The 17,320-nt window shown below is 68.1% G+C and carries 17 protein-coding genes; 9 read left to right on the forward strand and 8 right to left on the reverse strand.

Going from position 1 to position 17,320, the window contains the following annotated elements:
- The first annotated feature begins 7 nt into the window (after positions 1 to 7).
- A complete protein-coding gene (locus ACI7YT_RS14110; RefSeq protein WP_406246241.1) occupies positions 8 to 1,432 on the forward strand; it encodes an NCS2 family permease in 1,425 nt (474 codons plus the stop codon).
- A gap of 62 nt (positions 1,433 to 1,494) precedes the next feature.
- On the opposite strand, the gene ACI7YT_RS14115 is transcribed toward ACI7YT_RS14110, so the two are convergent.
- On the reverse strand, positions 1,495 to 1,902 hold the full coding sequence (locus tag ACI7YT_RS14115; RefSeq protein WP_406246243.1) for a VOC family protein: 408 nt from the start codon (positions 1,900 to 1,902) through the stop codon (positions 1,495 to 1,497).
- Positions 1,903 to 1,981: 79 nt separating this feature from the next.
- Here ACI7YT_RS14115 and ACI7YT_RS14120 point away from each other — a divergent pair, with 79 nt between their 5' ends.
- Positions 1,982 to 2,668, forward strand: a complete 687-nt coding sequence (locus ACI7YT_RS14120; RefSeq protein ID WP_406246245.1) for a TetR/AcrR family transcriptional regulator — start codon at positions 1,982 to 1,984, stop codon at positions 2,666 to 2,668.
- Position 2,669: 1 nt separating this feature from the next.
- Here ACI7YT_RS14120 and sucD read toward each other — a convergent pair whose 3' ends face one another.
- The gene (sucD, locus tag ACI7YT_RS14125; RefSeq protein ID WP_406246247.1) at positions 2,670 to 3,572 is read right to left on the reverse strand and encodes a succinate--CoA ligase subunit alpha; all 903 of its coding nucleotides are present in this window, start codon (positions 3,570 to 3,572) and stop codon (positions 2,670 to 2,672) included.
- A gap of 27 nt (positions 3,573 to 3,599) precedes the next feature.
- The gene (gene sucC / locus ACI7YT_RS14130) at positions 3,600 to 4,766 is read right to left on the reverse strand and encodes an ADP-forming succinate--CoA ligase subunit beta (protein WP_406246249.1); all 1,167 of its coding nucleotides are present in this window, start codon (positions 4,764 to 4,766) and stop codon (positions 3,600 to 3,602) included.
- 130 nt (positions 4,767 to 4,896) lie between these two features.
- On the opposite strand from sucC, the gene ACI7YT_RS14135 reads away from it, so the two are divergent.
- Both ACI7YT_RS14135 and ACI7YT_RS14140 read left to right on the forward strand, forming a co-directional pair.
- Positions 4,897 to 5,559, forward strand: a complete 663-nt coding sequence (locus ACI7YT_RS14135) for a TetR/AcrR family transcriptional regulator (RefSeq protein WP_406246251.1) — start codon at positions 4,897 to 4,899, stop codon at positions 5,557 to 5,559.
- Positions 5,560 to 5,625: 66 nt separating this feature from the next.
- Positions 5,626 to 6,861: an acyl-CoA dehydrogenase family protein gene (locus ACI7YT_RS14140; RefSeq protein WP_406246252.1), complete on the forward strand. Its 1,236-nt coding sequence runs from the start codon at positions 5,626 to 5,628 to the stop codon at positions 6,859 to 6,861.
- Positions 6,862 to 6,879: 18 nt separating this feature from the next.
- Here the strand turns inward: ACI7YT_RS14140 and ACI7YT_RS14145 are convergent, their stop codons facing one another.
- Positions 6,880 to 7,437, reverse strand: a complete 558-nt coding sequence (locus tag ACI7YT_RS14145; protein ID WP_406246253.1) for a PadR family transcriptional regulator — start codon at positions 7,435 to 7,437, stop codon at positions 6,880 to 6,882.
- Between the two features lie 108 nt (positions 7,438 to 7,545).
- Here ACI7YT_RS14145 and ACI7YT_RS14150 point away from each other — a divergent pair, with 108 nt between their 5' ends.
- Together ACI7YT_RS14150 and ACI7YT_RS14155 are read left to right on the forward strand one after the other, a co-directional pair.
- A complete protein-coding gene (locus ACI7YT_RS14150; RefSeq protein ID WP_406246254.1) occupies positions 7,546 to 8,193 on the forward strand; it encodes an NAD(P)-dependent oxidoreductase in 648 nt (215 codons plus the stop codon).
- The gene (locus ACI7YT_RS14155; protein ID WP_406246255.1) at positions 8,190 to 8,582 is read left to right on the forward strand and encodes a hypothetical protein; all 393 of its coding nucleotides are present in this window, start codon (positions 8,190 to 8,192) and stop codon (positions 8,580 to 8,582) included. Before ACI7YT_RS14150 ends, ACI7YT_RS14155 begins: the two co-directional genes overlap by 4 nt.
- 97 nt (positions 8,583 to 8,679) lie before the next feature.
- Here ACI7YT_RS14155 and ACI7YT_RS14160 read toward each other — a convergent pair whose 3' ends face one another.
- Entirely contained in the window at positions 8,680 to 9,192 is a 513-nt protein-coding gene (locus ACI7YT_RS14160; protein ID WP_406246257.1) for a hypothetical protein, read from the reverse strand.
- Between the two features lie 65 nt (positions 9,193 to 9,257).
- Here ACI7YT_RS14160 and ACI7YT_RS14165 point away from each other — a divergent pair, with 65 nt between their 5' ends.
- The 3 genes from ACI7YT_RS14165 to ACI7YT_RS14175 are packed head-to-tail and all read left to right on the forward strand — an operon-like array spanning position 9,258 to position 12,601.
- The gene (locus ACI7YT_RS14165; protein ID WP_406246259.1) at positions 9,258 to 10,706 is read left to right on the forward strand and encodes a phytoene desaturase family protein; all 1,449 of its coding nucleotides are present in this window, start codon (positions 9,258 to 9,260) and stop codon (positions 10,704 to 10,706) included.
- Between the two features lie 45 nt (positions 10,707 to 10,751).
- Entirely contained in the window at positions 10,752 to 11,801 is a 1,050-nt protein-coding gene (locus ACI7YT_RS14170) for an ATP-dependent DNA ligase (RefSeq protein ID WP_406246261.1), read from the forward strand.
- A 44-nt stretch (positions 11,802 to 11,845) separates the two neighbouring features.
- The gene (locus ACI7YT_RS14175; protein ID WP_406246263.1) at positions 11,846 to 12,601 is read left to right on the forward strand and encodes a hypothetical protein; all 756 of its coding nucleotides are present in this window, start codon (positions 11,846 to 11,848) and stop codon (positions 12,599 to 12,601) included.
- A 3-nt stretch (positions 12,602 to 12,604) separates the two neighbouring features.
- On the opposite strand, the gene ligD is transcribed toward ACI7YT_RS14175, so the two are convergent.
- From ligD to ACI7YT_RS14190, 3 genes are all read right to left on the reverse strand, one after another.
- Positions 12,605 to 13,657: a non-homologous end-joining DNA ligase gene (gene ligD, locus ACI7YT_RS14180; protein ID WP_406246264.1), complete on the reverse strand. Its 1,053-nt coding sequence runs from the start codon at positions 13,655 to 13,657 to the stop codon at positions 12,605 to 12,607.
- A gap of 47 nt (positions 13,658 to 13,704) precedes the next feature.
- On the reverse strand, positions 13,705 to 14,829 hold the full coding sequence (locus ACI7YT_RS14185) for an SseB family protein (RefSeq protein WP_406246266.1): 1,125 nt from the start codon (positions 14,827 to 14,829) through the stop codon (positions 13,705 to 13,707).
- Positions 14,830 to 14,897: 68 nt separating this feature from the next.
- Positions 14,898 to 17,315, reverse strand: coding sequence for an ATP-dependent helicase (locus ACI7YT_RS14190; protein ID WP_406246268.1), 2,418 nt, complete (start codon positions 17,313 to 17,315; stop codon positions 14,898 to 14,900).
- Positions 17,316 to 17,320: the final 5 nt, after the last annotated feature.

Consider the following 17,320-nt stretch of genomic DNA (forward strand, 5'->3'; position numbering starts at 1 on the left):
TCCCACGATGACAACTGCCCCTGCGCCCGCACCGACCACGTCTGCGGAGCCGAAGAACGCCCTCGATCGATTCTTCGAGATCACCAAACGCGGATCGACGATCGGCACCGAGATCCGCGGGGGTCTCGTCACCTTCGTGACGATGGCTTACATCGTGATCCTCAATCCGATCATCCTCTCCACGCCCGACGTCGCGGGCGACGTCCTGCCCGGCCCGGCGGTGGCTGCGGCAACCGCCCTGACCGCCGGCGTCATGACGGTGCTGTTCGGCGTCATCACCCGCCTGCCGTTCGCGTTCGCCGCAGGTCTCGGGATCAACGCGTTCCTGGCGTTCTCGGTCGTCGGATCGGTGACGTGGGCCGAGGCGATGGCCCTGGTCATGATCAACGGCATCGTGATCGTGCTGCTGGCAGCCACGGGACTGCGGAAGATGATCTTCGACGCGGTACCCGTGCAGCTCAAGCTCGCCATCACGGTCGGCATCGGTCTGTTCATCGCCTTCATCGGCTTCGTGAACGCCGGATTCGTCACGGCGACGGGCAACGCGTCTCCGCCGGTGGATCTCGGCATCGGAGGCTCGGTCGCCAGTGTCCCGACGCTGCTGTTCGTCATCACGCTGCTGCTCGGCGGCGTGCTCATCGCCCTGCGCGTCAAGGGAGCGATCCTCATCGCGCTCGTCGGCGGCACCGTCATCGGCGCGCTCATCAACCTCATCTGGAAGGTCGAAGGGCTCGGGTTCGACTTCTCCGGCGGCATCGTCGGCCTCCCGGATCTGAGCCTCATCGGCGCGGTCGACTTCTCGTTCGACTTCGCCAAGGTCAGCTTCGTGGCGCTGGTGATGTTCGTGTTCACCCTGGTGTTCTCGAACTTCTTCGACGCCATGGGCACGATGACCGGCCTCGCCAAGGAGGCCGACCTCGCGGATGAGAAGGGCGACTTCCCGCGCATCAAGTCGGCGCTGGTCGTCGAGGGCGTCGGCGCGATCGTCGGCGGTGGCACCTCGTCGTCCTCGGCAACCGTGTTCGTCGAATCCGGCGCCGGCATCGGCGAAGGCGCGCGCACCGGCTTCGCGACCGTCATCACGGGCGGGCTGTTCCTGCTCGCGATGTTCTTCACACCGCTCACCGCGCTGGTCCCCGGCGCGATCGCCGGCGCGGCGCTCGTACTCGTCGGCGCGATGATGCTGTCGCAGATCAAGCACATCGACTTCGGCGACTTCCGCGTGCTGCTGCCGGTGTTCCTGACCATCACGGTCATGCCGATGACGTACTCGATCGCCAACGGCATCGGCGCCGGCTTCGTCAGCTGGATCGTCGTGAACGCGCTGTCCGGCAAGGCGAAGACGATCCACCCGCTGCTGTGGATCGTCGGCGTCGGCTTCGTGCTGTTCTTCGCCCGCGGCCCGATCGAGGCGGCCTTCGGCGTCGTCTGAGTTCGGGATCACGACGGAGGGTCGGATGCTTCGGCATCCGACCCTCCGTCGTCTCATCCGGCTCAGCCGGCCGCGTACGCGGCGGCGAACTCCGGCGCCGGCTCGATGGGCTCGATCACGTCGAGCAGTACACCCCCTGGCGCTTCGACGATGAAGTGCCGCTGCCCGAAGGCCTCGTCGCGCAGCGGCAGCCGCTCGGGGAGCCCGAGCTCCCCGACCAGCCGCGCGTGCTGGGCTGCAGCATCAGGCACCTCGACGTTCAGCAGCAGACCGCGCACGGATTCCCGGAAGCCGACGGGGATCGTCTCATGCGTGCGATCGAGCACGGCCAGCTCTCCCCCGTCGAAGCGCAGGCTCACGTACCAGGCGGATTCGAACGTCGTCTCGAATCCGAGTACGTCGCGATAGAAGCGCGCGCCCGCTGCGACGTCGTCGACCATCAGCACCGGGTAGAAGCTCGTGATCTCCATGACTCCCCTTTTAACATACATCGTGTTTGTATAGGACTCCCGCTAGGATACATACACAACGCATGTAAAGGAACCATCGATGCCCAGAGCGAGTGCCGCGGATGCCGCCGAGACCGCACGACGGATCCTCGAGGTCGCGACGACGCATTTCGCCGATCACGGGTTCGCCGCGGCATCCGTGGAGGAGATCGCACGCGCGTCCGGCGTGACGCGCGGCGCGGTCTACCACCACTACGCGTCCAAGACCGGGCTGTTCACGGCCGTCGCCGCAGCGCAGCAGCAGACGGTCGCCGATGTGATCGCCGCGGCGATCGAGGACTCAGATCCGGTGGATGCGCTGCGTGACGGCAGCCACGCGTTCCTGGACGCGATCACCCGCGGGGCAGCCGCACGCATCCTCCTCGTCGACGGACCGTCCGTGCTCAGCTGGGACGACTGGCGCCGCATGGATGCCGCCGGCCCGGAGTCCGAACTGCGCGCGGGCCTCGCCGACGCCGGCGGCTCGCCCGCCACCCTGGATGCCATGACGGCCGCGCTCTCCGGCGCGATGAACGAACTGGCGCTGCTGCTCGTCCACCACCCGACCGACGCCCGAGCGCATGCCGCCGCGCATCAGGCGCTGGACACGCTGCTCGACGGCATCCGCTGTGCAGCCGCACGGACGCAACGAAGGCCCGGGGTGGAGCCCGGGCCTTCGTCTACAGTTTATCGCGTCAGAAAACGCGATTCGACTCGCTGCGCTCGCCCAACGAGCGAGAGAGGGTGAGTCAGAGCGACTCGACGATCTCGCGCATGAGAGCGGCGGTCTCGGACGGCGTCTTGCCGACCTTGACACCGGCGGCCTCGAGGGCCTCCTTCTTGGCCTGCGCGGTACCGGCCGAGCCCGAGACGATCGCACCGGCGTGGCCCATCGTCTTGCCCTCGGGAGCGGTGAAGCCCGCGACGTAGCCGACGACGGGCTTCGTCACGTTCGCCTTGATGTAGTCCGCCGCGCGCTCCTCGGCGTCGCCGCCGATCTCGCCGATCATGACGATCGCCTTGGTCTCGGGGTCTGCCTCGAATGCGGCGAGCGCGTCGATGTGCGTGGTGCCGATGACCGGGTCGCCGCCGATGCCGATGGCGGTCGAGAAGCCCAGGTCGCGCAACTCGAACATCATCTGATAGGTCAGCGTGCCGGACTTCGAGACGAGTCCGATGGGGCCCTTGCCGGTGATGTTCGCCGGAGTGATGCCGACGAGCGCCTCACCGGGGGTGATGATGCCGGGGCAGTTCGGCCCGATGATGCGGGTCTTGTTGCCCTTGGACTGCGCGTAGGCCCAGGCCTCGGCGCTGTCGCCGACCGGAACGCCCTCGGTGATGACGACCAGCAGCGGGATCTCGGCGTCGATGGCCTCGATCATCGCGTCCTTGGTGAAGGCACCGGGCACGAAGGCGATCGACACGTCGGCGCCGGTCTCCTTCATCGCCTCGGCGACCGAGCCGAAGACGGGAAGTTCCACTTCGCTCTCGTGCGGCTTCTCGTGCGTGACCGTGGTGCCGGCCTTGCGCGCGTTCACGCCGCCGACGATGTTCGTGCCGGCTTTCAGCATGAGTGCGGTGTGCTTGGTGCCCTCGCCGCCGGTGATGCCCTGGACGATGACCTTGGAGTCCTTGTTGAGGTAGATCGACATTTCTTCAGTCCTTATGTCTCTTGGGCGTCAGGCGTTGGCGAGCTCGGCTGCCTTGTCGGCACCCTCGTCCATGGTGGCGGCAAGGGTGACGAGCGGGTGGTTCGCCTCCGCGAGGATGGCGCGCCCCTCCTCGACCTGGTTGCCGTCCAGTCGGACGACCAGGGGCTTGGTCGCGGCGTCGCCCAGGATCTCCAGCGCCTTCACGATGCCGTCCGCGACGGCGACGCACGAGGTGATCCCGCCGAACACGTTGACGAACACGCTCTTGACCTGCGCGTCGCCGAGGATGACATCGAGACCCGCGGCCATGATCTGCGCGTTGGCGCCGCCGCCGATGTCGAGGAAGTTGGCGGGCTTCACGCCGTTGTGGTTCTCGCCTGCATAGGCGACCACGTCGAGCGTGGACATGACGAGACCTGCGCCGTTGCCGATGATGCCGACCTCGCCGTCGAGCTTCACGTAGTTCAGGCCGCTCGCCTTGGCCTTGGCCTCGAGCGGGTCGGCGGCGTCCTTGTCCTCGAGCGCCTCGTGATCGGGGTGGCGGATCTCGGAGGCGTTCTCGTCGAGCGTGACCTTGCCGTCGAGGGCGATGATCTGACCGTCCTCGGTGCGCACGAGCGGGTTGACCTCGACGAGCGTGGCATCTTCACCCTTGTAGACCTCGTAGAGCTTCACGAAGACGTCGGAGACCTTCTCGATGAGGTCGGCGGGGAAGTTCGCAGCCTCGGCGATCTCGACCGCCTTGGCCTTGTCGATGCCGGTGAGCGGGTTGACCTCGACGCGCGCCAGCGCCTCGGGCTTCTCGACGGCAAGAACTTCGATCTCCATGCCGCCTTCGACCGAGCACAGGCTCAGGTACGAGCGGTTCGCGCGGTCCAGCAGCACGGAGAAGTAGAACTCCTCGGCGATGGCGGCGCCCTGTGCGACCATCACGCGCTTGACGATGTGACCCTTGATGTCGAGTCCGAGGATGGCCTTGGCCGCCTCGTACGCCTCGTCGGGCGTCTTCGCGACCTTCACGCCGCCGGCCTTGCCGCGGCCACCGGTCTTGACCTGAGCCTTGACGACGACCACACCGCCGATCTTCTCGGCTGCCGCTTTCACCTCCTCAGGAGTGTCAGCGACGATGCCGGCGAGAACCGGCACCCCGTACTTCTCGAAAAGGTCTCGTGCCTGGTACTCGTAGAGATCCACGTGCAGTCCTTCGCTGGTTGCGGCGGGTGGGACGCGACAAGAATGTCGGTTGCCGATAGATGAATCGACCCGAGAAAACAGCCTACTACCGTCTGTCATCAGCCTTTCGCGCCGGTCTAGGCTTCTCGCTATGCACGAATCCGCAGAACCGCGCTCCGCCGTCGTCGCCGCAGCGCTCGAGCTGTTCCAGGCGCAGGGCTACGACCAGACCTCCGTGGAGCAGATCGCGAGGGCGGCCGGTGTCAGTCGTTCGACCTTCTTCCGCCAGTTCGGCGGCAAGGAGGACGTGGTCTTCGCCGATCACGAGGTGCTGCTGACCGAGCTGCGCGGCTTCCTCGCCGAGGGGCACAATGATCCCTGGGTCGCGGTGTGCGAAGCATCCGAGCGGGTCTATGCGCATTTCGCGCACGATCCCGAGATGGCCCGGCAGCGCTATCAGGTGGTTCGGCAGGTGCCGGCGCTGCGCGAACGCGAGATCATCACGGTGTTCCGGTACGAGCGGCTGTTCGACGAATACCTGCGCTCCTCTCTGCCCGGTATCGACCCGCTGGATGCCGTGGGCTTCGCCGCGCTCGTCACGGCCGTGCACAACCACGTGCTGCGTCGCCTGCTGCGCGAGACGAAGAAGGTGCCGGTGTCGACGCTGCAGTCCGCCCTGGTCGACGTGCGCCGCCGCTACGGCGTCGGTGCCGATGCCCCGCAATCCGCTTCGGATGACGTCGTCGTCGCCGTCTTCCCGCGGTCGATGCCGGTCGCCGAGGTCACACGACGGCTGGGAGCCGAACTGCGCTGACGGATCGATGACACTCGGTGCCCCGCGACATGAAACCGAGTGCCGCCAGCGGGTAGAGTGGCGCGCATGAGCGATGAAGCCACCTCCTTCCCCGGCGAGCGCGTCTCCCGCTACGACACGACGAGTCGCCGCGACAGCGACTACTACGCCGTCTTCGCCGACATCCCGGCGGACGACCGCGCCGCCTGGGATCGCGCGAAGGCGTACGTCGACGAGGTCGGCCCTCGCATGGCGGATGCCTGGGATCGCGGCGAGTACCCGCTCGACATCGCACGGCGCATGGGAGAGATGGACCTCGTCGTCGACGGCATCGATCACCCGAAGCTGACCCGCTTCTCGCCGCTGGCCGCCGGATTGGTCAACATGGAGATCTCCCGCGGCGACGGTTCGCTCGGCACGGTGCTCGCGGTGCAGGGCGGGCTCGCGCTGCGCACGCTCGCGCTGTTCGGCAGCGACGAGCAGCAGGAGCGATGGCTGACTGCACTGGCCGACGGCTCGGTGCTCGGCTCCTTCGCGCTCACCGAACCGGACCACGGCTCGGACTCGGTCTCTCTCGAGACGTCGGCGCGCCGCGACGGCGACTCGTGGATCATCCGCGGTGCCAAGAAGTGGATCGGAAACGGCGCATCCGGCGGCGTCACTTTCGTGTGGGCCAGGGTCGACGATGCGGATGCCGCGGAGCACGGAGCAGTGCGCTGCTTCCTGGTCGAGCAGGAGGCCCCCGGCTATACGGGCACCGTGATACCAGGGAAGGGCTCGCTGCGCGGCATCCATCAGGCGCACATCGTGCTCGATGACGTACGCGTTCCGCTGGATGCGGCCCTGCCGGGAGCGCGCAGTTTCAAGGACGCGTCGACCGTCCTCTACGCCACCCGCTCTGGCGTCGCATGGTCGGCGCTCGGCCACGCAACCGCCTGCTACGAGGCCGCGCTGGCCTACGCCATGCAGCGCGTGCAGTTCGGCAAGCCGCTGGCGAAGTTCCAGATGGTGCAGGAGCGCCTGACGCACATGCTCGAGGACCTCACGGCGATGCAGCTGTACTGCCGTCGCCTGGCCGACCTGGAGACGGCCGGCGAATTGCGACCGACGCAGGCCTCACTCGCGAAATTCCACAACACGCGCGCTGCCAGGCGGATCGCGTCGACGGCGCGCGATCTGCTCGGCGGCAACGGCATCCTGCTCGAGAACGGCGTCATCCAGCACATGGCCGACATCGAAGCGATCCACACCTACGAGGGCACCGAGAGCGTGCAGGCACTGCTGCTCGGCCGCGACATCACCGGAATGAGCGCATTCGTCTGAGCGCACGACAGCCGATCGTCAGCGCTCACCGGCCATCCTGTACTCGCCGGATTCCAGACGCCCGATAAGCGCGCGAGTCCACTCGATCGCGCTGTCGGCGGTATGCGCCCAGAGCCGGATCGCCTCCACGTGATGCTGCCAGTCCGCCTCTGGCTCGTGCTCATACGGATCGACGACTCGGGCGCGCCATTCCAGATAGGACCGCACCCGCGTGCGCAGCAGGTCCAGCGCCCGCTCCCTGGTCAGCTCCGTCATGAAGCCGATACCGGCGATCGTCATCGACAGGTCGGACTGGTACGAACTGAGCGCCTTCTCCAGCAGTTCACGGAATGCGGTGTCGCCACGCTCTGTGATCGAGTAGGCGATGCGTGCCGGGCCCGCGTCGCTGTCTTCCACCTCCGCCTGCCGGAGCAGGCCCTCGTCGTGCAGTTTTCTGAGCCCGTGATAGATCGAGCCCTGCTGCACGCTGCCCCACAGTTGAACGCCCCACGACTCCAGATCACGGCGGATCTGGTACCCGTGTGCGTGATCGCGCTCACGCACGGCACCGAGCAGCAGCAATCGAGTCGCGGTCACGTTCTCATCCTGTCCTCTCGTCGTCTTCGGATCCAAATACGTTGTCGGTAGTCAAACTGTACTATCTTGATCAACACCCTGCATGGAGACCGAGACCGAAGGAGAGATATGCATATCGTCGTCATCGGAGCGAACGGCAGAACCGGGCGGCTCGTCACGCGACAGGCCCTGCGCGACGGCCACCGGGTCACCGCGGTCGCTCGCGACCTCGCCACTGCCGGGTTTCCCGACGGTGTGGAGCCCGTGCAGGCGGACGTCGTGCGCAGCGCCGATTTCGAACTGCCGTCCGACGCGGACGCCGTCATCTCGACACTCGGGAAGAACACGACCAACGATCGCACCCCTGTCAGCGCGGCAGGCGCGAAGCACGTCATGACCGCGATGCGGCGGGCCGGGATCCGCCGACTGGTCGTCACCTCCGCTTCTCCCGTTCTTCGCCGCGCCACCGGGGAACCCCTCTGGTTCCGCGCGACCGTGCGCCCGATCGTCCGATGGGCCAACAGACGGATCTACGCCGATCTGGAGGAGATGGAGGAGGCGCTGCACCGGTCGGACGATGATGTGAACTGGTCGATCGTCAGACCGGGCTATCTGGTGGACCGTCCCGGCGGCGCGTACGAGCTCGTCGCGGGGGCGAATGCGATGGGCGTCGTGCACCGTGCAGATCTGGCCAGTGCCCTGCTGGAGGTCGTCGGGCGTCAGGATGCGGCGGGCGACTCGTACGGAATCGCCAGCCGACCGGAGGCGCGCTCATGAGCGATCAGCCGCGCATCGACTCCGGCTCGCGCAGCATCCGCATCGGAGTGCTCGCCGACGGAGTCTTCAAGGTCGTCCTCGCGGCTGCCTATGCCGCGTTCAGCGCGCCGCTGTCGAATGCGCTGGATGTGCCGGGATGGATCATCCAGGCCACTGCGATCCTGGTTGCAGGATCCGGGATCGCCGAGATCGTCGCCAGCCGGCATCCAGAGCGCCGACAGGTCATCATGCTCGCCGTGTACGACTCCGCCTGGGTCGTAGCCTCCGGAGTCGCAGTCCTCGCCGCCAGCCGAGGAGTCGGAGGCTCAGGGTCGGCCTGGTTCCTCTTCCAGGCGATCGCATCGATCATCCTCGCCGCTCTGTTCCTGATGCGTCGCGAGCGTCCATGACCGGAAGCGACCCCTCATCGCGAGACGTACTCTGCGGGGCGAGACCGACCTGCACAGGCCGAGTCTCACCCCGCAAAGCGGGTCTCGCGGGAAGGTGTCAGTTCGCGCAGCCGCACGACCCGGACGGGCCGCGCACCATGAAGCAGACGTCGCACACGCCGTAGTCGCGCTCTTCGACTTTGGTCGGGCGCACGGGGCGCGCCGGAGCGGCCGCACGGGGCGCCGCCGCCTTCTTGGAGCCCGGAGTCCGCTTGGTGGATGCCTTGAGCGGGGTGGATTCCGCGTACGCGCTCGGGTGCGTGACGAAGAAATACGGCGCGCGGCCTTCGCTCGGCTGCAGCCGGAGCATGGTCGAGCCAACGACGATCTGCTCCCAGGACTCGAAGCCGTTCGTGTATGTCTTGCCGATGTGCAGCGGGGCGCCCTCGCCCACGCGGACAGCTTCGATGTAGCGGCCGCGGTCGATGAAGGCGGAGATGCCCACGGCGTCGGTGATCGCCGTGATGAATTCGTGATTGATCTGGTCGATCCGGTGCGCGCGAAGCGCCTCGGGAAGGTTGCGATAGGGACGGGAGGTGCCTGCGGGGGTCGGCCCCTGTACTTCGTTCATTGCTTCCAGGATCTCACGCGCGGAGGGATACCACACACCAATGTCCGGCATGCAAGACTGGCCCCATGGCGCGGGCGACGATCATCGGCAGCGGTCCGAACGGACTTTCGGCGGCTGTGTCCATGGCACGCGCCGGGTACGAGGTGCGCGTTCTCGAGTCGGCGCGCACGATCGGCGGCGGTGTGCGCACCCTGGAATCCACGCTGTCCGGCTTCCGCCACGACGTCTGCTCGGCTGTGCACCCGGCGGCCCTCGCCTCGCCGTTCTACCAGGCCTTCGGACTCGCGGAGCGGATCGAGTGGATCCGTCCGGCGATCTCGTACGCGCATCCGCTCGACGACGGCCGCGCGGGCATCGCATGGCGCGATATCGAACGGACGGCCGCCGGACTCGGCGTCGACGAACGCGCCTGGCTGAGCCGGCTGCGCCCGCTGAGCTCCCATATCGGCGGCGTCGTCGACTTCACCGGCAATCAGATGCTCCGCATCCCGCACGACCCGATCACGGCCGTCCGCTTCGCCCTGCGGATGCTGGATCAGGGCTCGCCTCTCGCCGCACGCGCCTTCCGGACCGATGAGGCCGCTGCGCTGATGTCCGGTGTGCTGGCGCACGCCAACACGCCCCTCCCCTCGCTCGCCGGGGCTGCCGCCGGGTTGCTGCTGGCCGCGCAGGCCCACGCCGGCGGGTGGATGTATCCGCGCGGCGGAGCGCAGCCCATCGCAGACATCATGGCCGAAGACCTCGCCGCCCACGGCGGAACGATCGAGACCGGTGTGAAGGTCGACGACCTCGCCTCCCTCGACTGGGGCGACCCGGCGCGTGGCGACGTGCTGATGCTGAACACGTCGCCACGGCTCCTGCTGACGCATCCGGACATTCCCGCACGCTACGCGCGCGCGATCCGCGGATACCGATACGGCCCAGCCGCCGCCAAGGTCGATTTCGCGCTCGACGGGCCGGTCCCGTGGACGAACGCGGACGTCGCGAAAGCCCCGACGGTGCATGTGGGCGGCACGCGCGAAGAGGTCTGGGCGAGCGAGAACGCGGTCGCCAGAGGCGTCGTCAGCGAGCGTCCGTACGTGCTCACCGTGCAGCCCTCGGTGCTCGACGACACCCGTGCGCCGGAGGGCAAAGCCGTGCTCTGGGCTTACATCCACGTGCCGCAGGGATCCCACCTCGACGCGACAGAACTGATCACCAACCAGGTCGAGCGGTTCGCTCCGGGGTTCCGCGACCGCATCCTCGCGCATCATGCCGTCCCGGCATCCGCACGGGAAGCGATCAACCCGGCCGAGATCGGCGGCGACATCCTCGGGGGCGCGTTCACGATCGCGCAGGCGCTGCGACGGCCGACGCTGTCGACAGCACCGTGGCGTACGCCGATGGCCGGCGTGTACCTGGCCTCCGCGTCCACGCCCCCCGGCCCCGGTGTGAACGGCATGGCCGGCTGGCACGCCGCCCGCACCGCACTCAGGGATGGCGGCACCAGGGTCTCGCTCAACGACCTCTTCTGAGGACGGCACTATCCGCCGCACGGCCGCACCGGGCAGGATGGCACCATGGCGTACGACATCCCGGCTCCCATGCTCGCGAAGGCGGCACCGGCCGTCCCCGACCCGGCCAGGACACCGGGCGGGCTGCTCTACGAACCGAAGTGGGACGGCTTCCGCGGACTCCTGGCCTGGGACGGCGAGACGCTCGAGATCGGTTCCCGCGGAGCCAAGCCGCTGACGCGCTACTTCCCCGAACTGGCGGATGCCGCGGCGACCGCACTGCCCCGCCCGTGCCTCCTCGACGGCGAGATCGTCGTCGCCACCGGTGAACCGGGCGCGCAGCGGTTGGACTGGGAGGCGCTCAGTCAGCGCATCCATCCGGCGGCCTCCCGCATCACCCGGCTCGCCGCCGAGACCCCGGCCATGTTCATCGCGTTCGATCTTCTCGCCGAGGGGGACGAGCTGCTGCAGGATCGGCCGTTCGCCGAGCGTCGCGAACGGCTCGAGCGATTGCTCACCGGCATCCCGCACCCCTTCCATCTGACGCGCACGACCCGGGATCGCGCTCTCGCCCAGCGATGGCTGGCCGAGTTCGAGGGCGCCGGCCTCGACGGCGTCGTCGCCAAGCCGTTGGATCAGCCCTACGCGCCGGGCAAACGCACGCTCATCAAGATCAAGCATGCTCGGACCGCCGACGTCGTGGCGCTGGGCTACCGCATCCACAAGTCGGGGTCGAGCGTCGGCTCGCTCCTCGTCGGGCTGTACGACACCGAAGGGGTGCTTCGCCAGGTCGGCGGTGTCGCGGCCTTCAGCGACGTCAGGCGGCAGGAGCTCGTCGACGAGCTCGCTCCGTTCGTCGAGCGGGATGCCGAGGGCGCAGCCGTCACCGGCGAGGGCGAACGCAGCCGGTTCTCGGGCGCCAAGGATGTGTCGTTCGTGCGGCTGCGCCCCGAGCGCGTGCTCGAAGTGCGTTACGACCAGATGGAGGGCGCTCGCTTCCGGCACACGGTGCAGTTCGAACGCTGGCGCCCGGATCGCGAAGCCCGCTCGTGCACGTACGCGCAGCTCGAGACGGTCGCCGGCTACGACCTGGACGAGGTGCTGGAGCGGGTATGACCCGGCACTCGCCCTAGGATGGTGCTGTCCGGGAGGGACCGACGGTGAACGGTGAATGGCGAGTCGGCACGGCGACCGGAATGGTGGTGCTCGGCACTGCGGTGGTCGTCTGGGCCGCTTTCGCCATCGCGACGGATCTGATCGGCGCAGCGACCTGGGCGCACGCCGAGATGGTGAAGTGGTGGCTGCTCCTGGCGGTCGTGACCGGTGTCGTCGCCGGACTGTCCGCGAAGACGTTGCATCGCGCCGACGAGTGGCTCGACGACATCCCGGCGAAGTCCTACCTGCCCTCCGTCGCCTGGTTCGCCGGTATCGCACTGGGCGCCGTCGTCGCCGCGCTGACCATCAGCGATCTCATGCTGCGGATCGTCGCCGCTGCGGTCGCTGTCACCGCGGCGGTGTTCACGGTGCTGCGCGCTCGGATGCTCCGCGATGAGATCCTCTCCGCACGAGCCGAATACGCCAGGGTCGAGGCGCTGCGCGCGCACGGGCGCCGGGTGCGGGCCGACGTCGTCGAAGCGGAGTTCACGCAGGTCTGGGTGGGGGCGATGATGCTCTTCGAGGTGACCGCCGGGTACACCACGCGAACCGGAGCCCATCGGGTCCGCGAGCGCCTTCTCACCGGCATCGACGACGCGCCGACGGTCGGCGGAACCGTGCTGCTGTGGGTCGCGGCCGACGGAACGGCTCCGACGGACGTGTTCATGGAGCCGGATCCGGACAGCATCCGGCATCCGGATCCGTCGCAGTTCCTGCCGGTCTCCGACCCGCGCATGCCCGGAGGCGACGCGATCTCCTGATTCTCAGTCGTCGACCCGTTCGCCGTTCTCGTCCCAGTTCTCGGCGACCTTCTTGCTCGGCTGCACCCGCGGCGGTTCGCCGGGCATCTTGGGGAACTCCGGCGGGAACGACAGTTCTCCCAGGCCGTTCTCGACGTCGCGCTCCCACCAGCCGAGCAGCGTGTCGATGCGCCCCGGCGCGGCCTGCAGTTCGGCCCACGGGTCACCGACGTCCGCCAGGCGCTTCGGGATGCTGCGGACCGTGAAGCTCTTCGGGTCCACGTCGTTCAGCTCGTCCCAGTGCACCGGCGTGGAAACGGTGGCCCCGGGGAGCGCACGCGGGCTGTACGCACCGGCCATCGTGCGGTCTCGGTTGGCCTGGTTGAAGTCGACGAAGACGCGCTCCCCGCGTTCTTCCTTCCACCAGCTCATCGTCACCTGCTCCGGCATCCGGCGCTCCAGCTCGCGACCGGCCGCGATGACCGCGTGCCGCACGTCGAGGAACTCGTGCTCGGGGACGATCGGGCAGAACACGTGCAGACCCCGGTTGCCGCTCGTCTTGATGAACGGCTCCAGCCCGCCGTCACGCAGCACCTCGCGCAGCCCGTGCGCGGCGACGACGGCATCCGCGAAGTCCGTACCCGGCTGCGGATCGAGATCGATGCGCAGTTCGACCGGGTTGTCCGGGTCGTCGGCCAGCGACGCCCACGGGTGGAACACGATCGTGTTCATCTGCACCGCCCACACGATCGCGCTCGGACGGTTGAAGACGATCTGCGGATGACGGCGACCGCTGTTGTACGTCACCGTCACGGCATCCACGAAGTCGGGCGTGCCCTTGGGCGGGTTCTTCGAGAAGAAGCTCTCGCCGCCGATCCCGTCGCGGAACCGCTCGAGCGAGACCGGACGGTGCCCGTTCGCGTTCAGGAACGGGGTCGCCACCTGCTGGGCGTACTCCGCGAGCTCGGCCTTGGTGATGCCGATCTCCGGCCAGATCACGCGGCTGGGGCTGGACAGCGCGAGCTCGCGCTCGCCCTCGGGGTCGGACACGGTCACGGTGACGCGTTCTGAGGCCATGCGTCGACCCTATTGCGAACCGACGGCCTCGGCCAGGGTCGGGCGGTTCAGTCTCCGAGATCGACCGCGAGCACCAGCACCGGCGCGAGCGCGTCGCGCTCGACGATGATCGACGGGCCGGCGGCGTCCACGAGGATGCCGGCCATCTCCGGGTGCGTGGAGAGCACCTTGGCGAGCTGCTCTGGCGTGAACGGCATCGGTCGGTCTCCCCGACCGAGTGCGACGACCTCGAGCGGGTGCGAGAAGAGCTGGAGGAATCGCTTGCCGTCGGGGGTCTGCGCTTCGGCGATGCCCACCTGACCGCTCGACGTGCCGTCGTTGACGGCGACCCACGCCTTGGTCTTCGCCAGTGCTTCGCCGACCTTGACCGCGGTATCCGCCTCACGGGGACCCGACAGCAGCGTCTTGATCGTGAGGTCGGGGTCGGCCTGGTCGAGTGCCTTCTTCAGCACCTCGGTCGGGAAGACCGCGCGGTGGACGCCCGATGCGTTGTCGATGATCAGCCCGGTGAACTCGCCGGCGACGACCTGCTGGATGACCGATGTCACCGGCTGGGCGACGGCGGATGTCGCGGTCGGGTCGGTCTCGCGCTGCACCGAGTCGCGCACCGAAGCGGCATTGCTGAAGGCGAGCATGAACGAGCGGTCCTCGTCGCGGACCACGGCGATCGAGAGCGCCTGCCCCTCGGCGATCTGCGTGCGGGCATCGCCGTTGACACGGAGATACAGATGACCCTGAAGCGCCTGACGGAGCACACCCAGCAGCTGCTCGTTGGTCGCGCCCTCGGCGAGTTCGGCGAGTGCCTCGCGGAGCAGGACGTTGTCCTTCATCCCGGCAACCGTCTCGGTCTGCTCGGGAGGAAGAGCGGCCGCCAGCGGCAGGGTGCGCTTCGCCGGGGCTGCGGGGGCCGTCGGTGCCGAGGGCGCGGATGCCTGAACCTGCGGGCGCGGTGCGGCGGGCTCGGTGCTCGTCAGCGTGACCTCGGGTCCGGCGTCCGCGCCGACGCCACGGAACGCCTGCACCGAGATGCCGACCGTGGGAGCCGCCTCGCTCTCGGGCTGATCCGTCGTCGAGCCGTCGGGCTGAACCGCGTCGTCCGCCTCGTCGACGGTCGGCTCAGCGACCGAGACGGCGTCGTCGGCGGACTTCTTGCGGCGGGAGAACAAAGCCATGCCAGTCAGCCTAATCGCCGCCGCGCCCGTGGACCGCACCGTCGTCTGCTGCGGGCGACCGCGCGCCGCTACAGCTTCTCGATCGGCGCGATCTTGATGAGGAGCTTCTTCTGCCCCGCCGAGTCGAACCGCACGTGCGCGATGCGCTTCGCGCCTTCGCCGGTCACCGCATCCACTCGCCCCTCGCCGAAATCCTCGTGGCGAATGCGATCACCGGCAGCGAGTTCGAGGTCGCCGTTGTCCCGCACCTTCGAGGTGACCTTGTTGGGGAAACGGTCCATCGACGTCGACAGGGGCTTGAGCGAGCCGCCGAGCGGCTTCACTCCGAACCGATCGCCGCCGCCGCCGGGGCGACGCGCATTGAGCGCACGGGACTGCGTCCCGCCGCGCGAGTTCACATCCCCGGGCGACTGGCGCCAGTCGATGAGACCGGCGGGGATCTCCTGCAGGAACCGGCTCGGCATCGCCACCGTCACCTCGCCGAACTGTGCGCGGGTCATCGCGAGCGACAGATGCAGACGCTTGCGGGCGCGCGTGATGCCGACGTAGAACAGTCGCCGCTCCTCCTGCGGACCCCCCGGTTCGCCCGCCGAGATGCGGTGCGGGATGAGGTCCTCCTCGACGCCCGTGACGAACACGGCGTCGTACTCCAGGCCCTTCGCGGTGTGCATCGTCATCATCGACACCGAGCCGGACTCGTCATCCAGGTCGTCGGCGTCCGAGACCAGCGCGACGTCGGTGAGGAAGTCCACGATGGTTCCGTCGGGGTTGTTGCGAGCGAAGTCACGCGTCACGGCCACGAACTCGTCGAGGTTCTCGACGCGCGCCTCATCCTGAGGGTCGCGGCTCGCGCGCAGCGCATCCAGATAGCCGCTCTTCGCGAGCAGCAGCGTGAGTCCGTCTGCGACCGACGTCGCCGGCGGCACCTCGCCGGACGAGGGCAGCACGATCTCGGATGCCTCGGCCAGCACGGCATCCAGGTGCGCGATGGCCGCCTGCAGCTTGGGCCCGACGCCGAGCTCGGCAGGGCGCGACAGCGCCTCGCGGAACGTGATGCCGTGGTCCTCGGCGAACCGCGCGATCGCCGTCTCTGTGACGTCCCCGATGCCGCGGCGCGGCTTGTTCAGGATGCGTCGCAGCGACATCTCGTCGGCGGGGTTCGCGACGGAGACGAGGTACGCCAGCGCGTCCTTGATCTCGGCGCGCTCGTAGAACTTCGTGCCGCCCATGATCTTGTAGGGGACCGCCGAGCGGATGAAGATCTCCTCGAGTGCACGGGACTGCGAGTTCGTGCGGTAGAACACCGCCACCTCGGAGTACGGGACGCCCTTGCGATGCAGCGCCTCGACCTCGTCCGCCACGAACTGCGCCTCATCGTGCTGCGAGTACCCGGTGAAGCCGACGATCTTCTCGCCGTCACCGCGATCGGTCCACAGCTTCTTGTCCTTGCGGTCGAAGTTGTTGCCGATCACCGCGTTCGCCGCCGAGAGGATGTTCTGCGTCGAGCGGTAGTTCTGCTCGAGGAGCACGACCTTCGCCCCGGGGAAGTCGCGCTCGAACTCGCTGATGTTGCGGATGTCCGCACCGCGGAAGGCGTAGATCGACTGATCGCTGTCGCCGACGACGGTCAGCGACGCGCCTTCGAGAGCCGGTGTCGTCTCGGGCTCGAAGATCATCATGCCGTTCGCGGCATACGGGTCGGGGGCGCTCGACGACACCGGACGCGTCAGTTCGTGGATCAGCGCGTACTGCGCGTGGTTGGTGTCCTGGTACTCGTCGACGAGAATGTGCCGGAACCGTCGCCGATAGGTGTCCGCGACCTGCGGGAAGGCGCGGAACAGGAAGACGGTCTGTCCGATGAGATCGTCGAAATCGAACGCGTTCGCCTTCTGCAGCTGGCGCTGATAGTCGCCGAAGATCTCGACGAAGAGGCGCTCGGCCGGATCGGACATGTTCGCCTGACGGGCGTAGGCCTCGGCATCCGACAGCTCGTTCTTGAGCTTCGAGATGCGGGACTGCACGGATGCCGGGGTGAGTCCGTATGCGTCGGCCTCGTGCTCTTTCACGAGCCGTTTGATGAGCGCGCGCGAGTCGCCGGAGTCGTAGATCGTGAACGTCTTGGTGAAACCGAACTGCTCGGCCTCGCGCCGCAGGATCCGCACGCACGCGGAGTGGAACGTCGAGATCCACATGCCGCGGGAGGCTTCACCGACGAGCGCGCCGACCCGCTCGCGCATCTCGCCGGCGGCCTTGTTCGTGAAGGTGATGGCGAGGATCTGGCTCGGCCACGCCTCGCGTCCCCGCAGCAGCGAGGCGATGCGGCGCGTCAGCACGCTCGTCTTGCCCGAGCCGGCACCCGCCACGATGAGCAGCGCCGGGCCGCGATAGGTCACAGCTTCGAGCTGCTGCGGATTGAGGCCTGCCAGGAGGTCGTCCTGCGCCTGGGGCCCGGCTGTTCCGGGAACGATGAGAGGTGCGTCGGTCATGTCCC

The organism is Microbacterium sp. M (assembly GCF_045181065.1).
Taxonomy (GTDB): domain Bacteria; phylum Actinomycetota; class Actinomycetes; order Actinomycetales; family Microbacteriaceae; genus Microbacterium.